Origin of the sequence: uncultured Arenimonas sp. (assembly GCF_963976025.1) — a bacterium.
Lineage (GTDB): Bacteria > Pseudomonadota > Gammaproteobacteria > Xanthomonadales > Xanthomonadaceae > Arenimonas.
The window spans coordinates 1-6,812 of the sequence record NZ_CAXBJS010000146.1; the positions used below are offsets into that span (position 1 = coordinate 1).

Here is a 6,812-nt window from a genome sequence, read left to right on the forward strand (position 1 = left end):
TGACCTCGGGTCCGGTGATGATCCAGGTGCTCGAAGGTGACAACGCCGTCGCCAAGAACCGCGACCTGATGGGCGCCACCAATCCGAAGGAAGCCGCGCCGGGCACCATCCGCGCCGACTTCGCCGAAACCATCGACGCCAATGCCGTGCACGGTTCCGACAGCCTGGAGAACGCCGCGATCGAAACCGCGTACTTCTTCAGCGCCACCGAGCTCTGCCCGCGTTGATTGATGCCGTGACCGAGGCCGCCGCCAAGACCAACCTGCTCGACCTCGATCGCGAGGGCATGGAGCACTTCTTCGCCGACATCCTCGGCGAGAAGCGCTTCCGCGCCCACCAGGTGATGAAGTGGATCTACCACCAGCACGTCACCGACTTCGAACAGATGACCGACGTGGGCAAGGTGCTTCGCGCCAAGCTCGAGGCGGTCGCTGAAATCCGCCCGCCGAACGTGCTTTTCGACAAGCCGTCGGCGGACGGTACCCACAAGTGGCTGCTGGGCATGGACGCCGGCAACGCCATCGAGGCGGTGTTCATCCCCGACAAGGGCCGCGGCACGCTGTGCGTGTCCAGCCAGGTCGGCTGCGGCCTGAACTGCCAGTTCTGTTCCACCGCCACCCAGGGCTTCAACCGCAACCTCAGTACCGCCGAAATCATCGGCCAGGTCTGGGTCGCGTCCAAACACCTGGGCAACAAGACCCATCTCAACCGCAAGCTCACCAACGTGGTGATGATGGGAATGGGCGAGCCGCTGCTGAACTTCGACAACGTCGTGCGCGCCATGAGCATCATGCGCGACGACCTCGGTTTCGGCCTGGCCAACAAACGCGTCACCCTGTCCACCTCGGGCCTGGTGCCGATGATCGACCGCCTGGCCGTCGAGTCCGACGTGGCCCTGGCCGTGTCGCTGCACGCGCCCAACGATGAACTTCGCACCGAGCTCATTCCGCTCAACAAGAAGTACCCCGTGGCCGAGCTGATGGACGCCTGCGTGCGCTACCTGCAGCGCAAGAAGAAGGGCGACTCGATCACCTTCGAATACACCCTGATGAAGGGCGTCAACGATTCCCCGGCCACCGCCCGCGAACTGGCGAAGCTGATGAAGTCGTTTTCCAACAAGATGCAGTACGCGGACGCGGGCAAGGTCAACCTGATCCCGTTCAACCCCTTCCCCGGCACGCGCTTCGAGCGCAGCGGCGAAACGGAAATCCGCGCTTTCCAGAAGATCCTGCTCGACGCCGGCGTGCTCGCCATGGTCCGGCGTACCCGCGGCGACGACATCGATGCGGCCTGTGGCCAGCTCAAGGGCCAGGTCATGGACCGCACGCGCCGCCAGTCGGAATTCAAGCGCAAGCTCGAACAACAGGGGGTTTCCGATGCAGCGTAAGTCGTTCCCGTTCCTCTTCGCCGGCGCACTGGCGCTGGCCCTGGCAGGCTGTGCCGGCACCGGTGGTGCCACGCGCGCCACCAAGGCCCAGCCGGAGATGAGCAACAAGGGCATGGCCAACCTGCAGCTGGCGCAGAACTACCTGGCGGCCGGCAAGTACGACGTCGCCCTGGACCGCGCCCAGCGCGCCATGCGCAACGACCCGGATTCGGCCGATGTCCAGGTGGTGTTGGGCATGATCCGCCAGGCTCTGGACGACAAGACCCGCGCCGGCGAACACTTCGCCCGCGCCGCCAAGCTGGCGCCCGATTCCGGCCACGTGCTCAATGCCTACGGCGCCTGGCTGTGCGAACAACAGCAGTACGACGAAGCCGACGCGATGTTCGCGCGCGCGGCGCTCGACCCTTTCTACGAAGCCAAGGCGCAGGCGTATTACAACGCCGGCCGCTGCTCCGTGCTGGGTGGCCGGCTTGACCGGGCCGAGATCGCCCTGCGCAAGGGCCTGGATCTTGAGCCCAAGAACGCCGCCCTGCTTGAACAGATGGCACGCCTGCAATACCGGCAGGGTAATTTCATGGGCGCCCGTGCCTTCTTCCAGCGCCGCGAGGCGGTGGCCGAAGTCGGCGCCGAGCTGCTCGAGCTTGCCATCGCCATCGAAGAAGGCGCCGGCGACCGCGCCGCCGCCGAGCGCTACCGCACCCGTCTGCGGCAGGGCTTTCCCGATTACACGCCAACCGCCAGGGAGGATTCTCCGCAGTCATGAGTACCGAAGGCCGGCAGGAAGGTTTGTTCGAAGATCCCATTGGCCAGCGCCTGCGCGCGGCCCGTGAAAAATGCGGCCTGAGCCAGGAGCAGGCGGGCCAGCAGCTGCGCCTGCCGGTGGCCATCATCGAGGCCATGGAGCGCGAGGACTGGCAGCGCCTGGGCGCGCCGATCTACGTGCGCAGCTACCTGGGCAGCTACCTGCGCCTGCTCGACCTGCCGCAGGAACTGCTGCAGCCCGTGGTCGCGCCGGCCCCGACGCCGGCCCTGGTGCCGATGACCTCGCGCTCGCGCCTGCGTCGCACCCTGGACAAGTCCCTGCGCAACGTCGTGTACCTGGTGATGACCGCCGTGCTGGTGGTGCCCGTGGTGCTGGTGGCCCGGCACTACCAGAACGCCGACCGACCGCTTTCGCTCACGCTTGAACCCGATGCTTCCGTGCTGCCCGCGCTTGGGTCCGCCCAGGATCCCGCCGGCACCGTCGCCCTGCCAGCCCCCTCCGTCGAGCCGGCCAGTCCGGAACCGGTGATGGCCTCCATGGCCCCGGTCCCGAACAAGGCCCCGACGCCCGAAGTTCCCGCCGCCGTTGCCGGCCAGGACGGTCTGGTGCTTCGTTTCAGCGGCCAGAGCTGGCTGGAAGTGAACGACCCGCAGGGTCGCCGGCTCGAGCGCGCACTGCTCGACGCCGGCGCCGAACGCCGTTACGCCGACGGGGAAGTGGGCTACATCACGCTGGGCAACGCCGCCGCCGTGGAAGTGCTGCACGATGGCCGCCCGGTGAACCTCGAACCCTTCCGCGCGGCGAACGTCGCCCGCTTTACGGTATCCTCTGGCGGCGAACCCGAGCCTGCCCGGTAATCCACCGGCGCCCCGGCCACCCGACCCACTGCCCGCGCCGTCCGCGCGCGGGCCAGAAGAAGTGATCCATGGACCAGATTGACGAATACGAACAGGGCGAACGCGTTCGCGCCTGGCTCAAGAACAACGGCTCTTCCCTGATCACCGGCGTTGCCCTGGGCCTGGCGGCCCTGGGTGGCTGGCAGTGGTGGCAGAACCAGGGCGAAGTGCGCAAGGTCGAGGCCGCGGCCGAGTTCCTGGCCTACAGCCGCGCCGCCGAAGGCGAGCAGACCGACAAGGCCCTGGCCCACGCCCAGGCCCTGGTCCAGAACCACCCGGAAACGCCCTACGTTGCCCTGGTCGCGCTCAATGAAGCGCAGCGCCTGCAGGCCGAGGACAAGGCCGAAGAAGCCCTGGCCAAGCTCGACGCGGTGTCGCCCGAACACCTCGACCCGGCCCTGGCCGAGCTGGTGCAGCTGCGCGCGATGCGCCTGCTGGCCGGCCTGGGCAGGCACGAAGACGTCATCAAGCGCCTCGACGCGAATCCGCTGCCCAGCTACCCCGGCGTGGCCGGCGAGCTGCGCGGCGACGCCGAGCTGGCGCTTGGCAACCGTGAAAAGGCCCGCGAGGCCTACGAACAGTCCCTGGCCGCGCTTGACCTGGCGTCGCCGACCCGCGGCATCGTCGAAATGAAGTTCACCGCGGCCGGCGGCCGCCTGCCCGATTCCCCGGAGGCCTGAGCGCATGCTGCGTCGTACCCTGATCATCGCCGCACTGCTGGCGTCCACCACGGGCTGCACCACCCTCAAGGGCTGGTTCGGCGACGACAAGAACAAGGCCACCGATCCGGCCGAACTGGTCGAGATCGCCAGCCCGATCGCCGTCAACAAGGCCTGGTCGCGCAAGCTTGGCGATGAAAACGCCAGCCTGGGCCTGCGCCAGCGCCCCGCCATCGAAGGCGACCGCCTGTACGTGTCCAACGACGAAGGCCGCGTGCTGGCGATCAACGCCAACAGCGGCGACGTGCTCTGGGATTCGGAAGTCGCGCCGACCCGCAAGGAAGGCAGCCGCCTGTTCTTCTGGCGCCGCAAGTCCATCGACGGTGGCCTCAGCGGCGGTCCGGCCGCGGGCAACGGCATGGTCGTGGCCGGTGGCCGCAACGGCGAAGTGGTCGCCCTGGACGCCGAAACCGGCGCCGAGCGCTGGCGCACCAAGGTCACCTCCGAGGTGATCGCCGCGCCGCTGATCACCCCCGACCGCATCATCGTGCGCAGCAACGACGGCCGCACCTTTGGCCTGGACCCGGCCGACGGCACCCGCAAGTGGGTGTTCGACCGCGGCATCCCTGCGCTCAGCGTGCGTGGCAACGGCGCGCCGGTCAGCGACGGCCAGCTGGCCTACCTGGGCTACGACGACGGCACCGTCGTCGCCCTGCGCATCAACGACGGCCTGGTCGCCTGGACCCAGCTGATCGCCGAATCCGAAGGCCGCAACGACCTCGACCGCATGGCCGACGTCGACGGCGAACTTGCCCTGGGCTTCTCCGAGCTTTACGCCACCAGCTACGCCGGCCAGACCATGGCCATCTCGACCCAGAACGGCCGCCCGCTGTGGAACCGCGACACCGGCGGTTATTCCGGCCTGGCCCTGCTGGGCGACCGCGTGGTGCTGTCCGACCCCGCCGGCACCGTCTGGGCGCTGGACCGCAACACCGGTTCGGCCCTGTGGCGCCAGGAAGCCCTGGCCCGCCGCTGGCTGACCACGCCGGCCATCCAGGGCAGCTACCTGGTGGTGGGTGACCTCGACGGGTACGTGCACTGGCTGCGCAGCGACGACGGCGTCATCGTTGGCCGCGACCGCGCCGGCAAGGCGCCGATCCGCGGCACCCCCCAGGTCACCCCGACCGGCACGCTGATCGTGCTGGACGCCGAGGGTCGCCTGTCCGCTTACCCGTCGCCGGCTCAATAAGAAGCCGCGCGACGTAATCCACGGGAGAGTTCCGCGTGTTGCCATTGGTTGCTCTCGTGGGCCGTCCCAACGTCGGCAAGTCAACGCTGTTCAATGCGTTGACGCGCAGCCGTGACGCGCTCGTGCACGACGAACCCGGGGTCACCCGGGATCGCCACTATGGATTTTGCCGGCTGGTCGAAGACCGGCCCTTCGGCCTGTGCGACACCGGCGGCCTTTCGGGCGACGAAGAAGGCCTGGCCGGCGCCACCGCACGCCAGGCCCGCGCCGCCGTGGAAGAAGCCGACCTGGTGCTGTTCGTGGTCGATGGCCGCGAAGGCCCCTCGGCCGTCGACGACGCCATCCTGGCCTGGCTGCGCAAGACCGGCCGCCGTTTTTTCCTGGTCATCAACAAGGTCGACGGCCTGGAGCTGTCGCCGGTGCTGGCCGAATTCGCACGCTACGGCGTCGAGAAGGTCATCCCGGTGGCCGCGGCCCACCAGCGCGGCGTGCCCGAACTGCTTGAACAGGTCATCCCGGAGCTGCCCGAAGACGGCGACGCCGCGGTGCTGGCCGACGACCCGCATCGCATCCGCATCGCCTTCCTGGGCCGTCCCAACGTCGGCAAGTCGACGCTGGTGAACCGCCTGCTGGGCGAGGAGCGCATGATCGCCTCCGACGTGCCCGGCACCACCCGCGATTCGATCGCGGCGGACCTGACCCGCGACGGCCGCGACTACCGCCTGATCGACACCGCCGGCCTGCGCCGGCGCTCGAAGGTGGAAGAGGCGGTCGAAAAGTTCTCCGTCTTCAAGACCCTGCAGGCCATCGAAAACTGCCAGGTGGCGGTGGTGCTGCTCGACGCCGGCGAAGGCGTGACCGAACAGGACGCCACCGTGCTGGGCCTCATCCTGCAGGCCGGCAAGGCGCTGGTGATCGCCGTCAACAAGTGGGACGGGCAGAGCAAGTACCAGCGCGAGCAGACCGAAGGCATGCTGGTGCGCAAGCTGTCGTTCTGCGAGTGGGCCGAACGCCTGCCCATTTCGGCGCTGCACGGCACCGGCATGCGCGAACTCTTCCGCGCCATCCACCGTGCGCACGCCTCGGCGACCAGGGAATTCAGCACCTCGGAAGTCACCAAGGCGCTGGAAATCGCCTACCAGAGCTTCCCGCCGCCGGCCGTGCGCGGGCACGTCTCGAAGCTGCGCTATTGCCACCCGGGTGGCGCCAACCCGCCGACCTTCATCGTGCACGGCACCCGCCTGCGCGTGCTCAGCGAAAGCTACCGGCGTTATCTGGAAAACTTCTTCCGCAAGCGCTTCAAGCTGGTCGGCACGCCGGTTCGTTTCATCTTCAAGGAAGGCGAAAACCCCTACGAGGGCAAGAAGAACCCGCTCAGCGACCGGCAGATCAAGGCCAAGCGCCGCCTGATGCGGCACGTCAAGCGCGGGAAGTGATCGCAGGCGCCGACGTCACCCTGGGCCTGCTGGCCGGAGGACGCGGCGAACGCGTCGGTGGTCGGGACAAGGCCTGGCTGCCGCGCAGGGGCAAGCCGGCGCTCGACGCCCTGCTGGAGGAACTCGGGAACATGGCCTTCGGCCAACGGCTCGCCAGCGTACGAACGCCCGATCCGCGCTGGGTCAAACGCGAATTCACCTGCGTGCAGGACCTCCGCCCCGGGCAGCCGGGCCCGCTGGCCGGCCTGGAAGCGCTGGCCACCGCCTGCCGTACGCCCTGGCTGCTGGTGCTGCCGGTGGATGTCTACGACCTGCCGGAAAACCTGTTCGACCGGCTTGCGCAGCTGGCATCGCCGCAAGGCGCCTGGCTGCGGGATGCCGGCGGCTTGCAGCCCCTGCTGGGCCTGTGGCCGGCCGCCATC

The 6,812-nt window shown here is 68.5% G+C and carries 8 protein-coding genes; all 8 read left to right on the plus strand.

What is annotated here, in order from left to right:
* Positions 1–227: nucleoside-diphosphate kinase (locus tag AACZ35_RS10985; RefSeq protein ID WP_339829170.1), on the plus strand; the 227-nt coding region annotated here is incomplete at its 5' end.
* 59 nt (positions 228–286) lie between these two features.
* Positions 287–1,387, plus strand: coding sequence for a 23S rRNA (adenine(2503)-C(2))-methyltransferase RlmN (rlmN, locus tag AACZ35_RS10990; RefSeq protein WP_339829187.1), 1,101 nt, complete (start codon positions 287–289; stop codon positions 1,385–1,387).
* Positions 1,377–2,150: a type IV pilus biogenesis/stability protein PilW gene (gene pilW, locus AACZ35_RS10995; protein ID WP_339829173.1), complete on the plus strand. Its 774-nt coding sequence runs from the start codon at positions 1,377–1,379 to the stop codon at positions 2,148–2,150. The genes rlmN and pilW overlap by 11 nt, the downstream gene beginning before the upstream one ends.
* Positions 2,147–3,007 (plus strand): RodZ domain-containing protein, encoded by an 861-nt coding sequence (locus tag AACZ35_RS11000; RefSeq protein ID WP_339829176.1) that lies wholly within the window; start codon positions 2,147–2,149, stop codon positions 3,005–3,007. The genes pilW and AACZ35_RS11000 overlap by 4 nt, the downstream gene beginning before the upstream one ends.
* Positions 3,008–3,075: 68 nt before the next feature.
* Positions 3,076–3,726, plus strand: a complete 651-nt coding sequence (locus AACZ35_RS11005; RefSeq protein ID WP_339829179.1) for a tetratricopeptide repeat protein — start codon at positions 3,076–3,078, stop codon at positions 3,724–3,726.
* Positions 3,727–3,730: 4 nt separating this feature from the next.
* Positions 3,731–4,954, plus strand: coding sequence for an outer membrane protein assembly factor BamB (bamB, locus tag AACZ35_RS11010; RefSeq protein ID WP_339829181.1), 1,224 nt, complete (start codon positions 3,731–3,733; stop codon positions 4,952–4,954).
* Between the two features lie 35 nt (positions 4,955–4,989).
* The gene (der, locus tag AACZ35_RS11015; RefSeq protein ID WP_339829183.1) at positions 4,990–6,390 is read left to right on the plus strand and encodes a ribosome biogenesis GTPase Der; all 1,401 of its coding nucleotides are present in this window, start codon (positions 4,990–4,992) and stop codon (positions 6,388–6,390) included.
* Positions 6,387–6,812 (plus strand): NTP transferase domain-containing protein (locus AACZ35_RS11020; RefSeq protein ID WP_339829185.1); only part of this gene is annotated, 426 nt, incomplete at its 3' end. The genes der and AACZ35_RS11020, both read left to right, overlap by 4 nt.

Coding starts and splice junctions, on each gene's coding strand:
- rlmN (WP_339829187.1), top strand. CDS start 287: ATGGAGCACTTCTTCGCCGACATCCTCGGCGAGAAGCGCTTCCGCGCC.
- pilW (WP_339829173.1), top strand. CDS start 1,377: ATGCAGCGTAAGTCGTTCCCGTTCCTCTTCGCCGGCGCACTGGCGCTG.
- AACZ35_RS11000 (WP_339829176.1), top strand. CDS start 2,147: ATGAGTACCGAAGGCCGGCAGGAAGGTTTGTTCGAAGATCCCATTGGC.
- AACZ35_RS11005 (WP_339829179.1), top strand. CDS start 3,076: ATGGACCAGATTGACGAATACGAACAGGGCGAACGCGTTCGCGCCTGG.
- bamB (WP_339829181.1), top strand. CDS start 3,731: ATGCTGCGTCGTACCCTGATCATCGCCGCACTGCTGGCGTCCACCACG.